The sequence below is a fragment of the Parachlamydia acanthamoebae genome (assembly GCF_000875975.1).
GTDB classification, from domain to species: domain Bacteria; phylum Chlamydiota; class Chlamydiia; order Chlamydiales; family Parachlamydiaceae; genus Parachlamydia; species Parachlamydia acanthamoebae.
The window spans coordinates 1-268 of record NZ_BAWW01000041.1 but is presented as its reverse complement, the minus strand read 5'-3'; the positions used below and the strand labels follow the sequence as shown (position 1 = coordinate 268).

Here is a 268-nt window from a genome sequence, read left to right as displayed (position 1 = left end):
CTTGAATTTCAAAAGCAACCGCAGCACCGATTTCAGCACCACGTCCATGGCCAAGCGGTCTAAATTCCATTAAGTGTTGCTCTGCATCACAAACGCCGACTTCATTATCTCCTTGGTAGAGGAAATACTGCGTATCTTGCGTCACCCAATTATCTGTTAATGGATCCCAAAGCGATTTAACTTTAGAAAGGCGCCGACTTAGATCGTCATAGGTATAATGAAAACGTATATTGCCGATGGTAACAGAAAGCAATCTATCCCAGGCATC

The 268-nt window shown here is 43.7% G+C and carries 1 protein-coding gene; it reads right to left on the bottom strand.

All coding sequences use genetic code 11. The features are described 5' to 3' along the window. A partial coding sequence (locus AOM43_RS08575) for a hypothetical protein (RefSeq protein ID WP_152618851.1) occupies window positions 1–268 on the bottom strand: 268 nt, incomplete at both ends.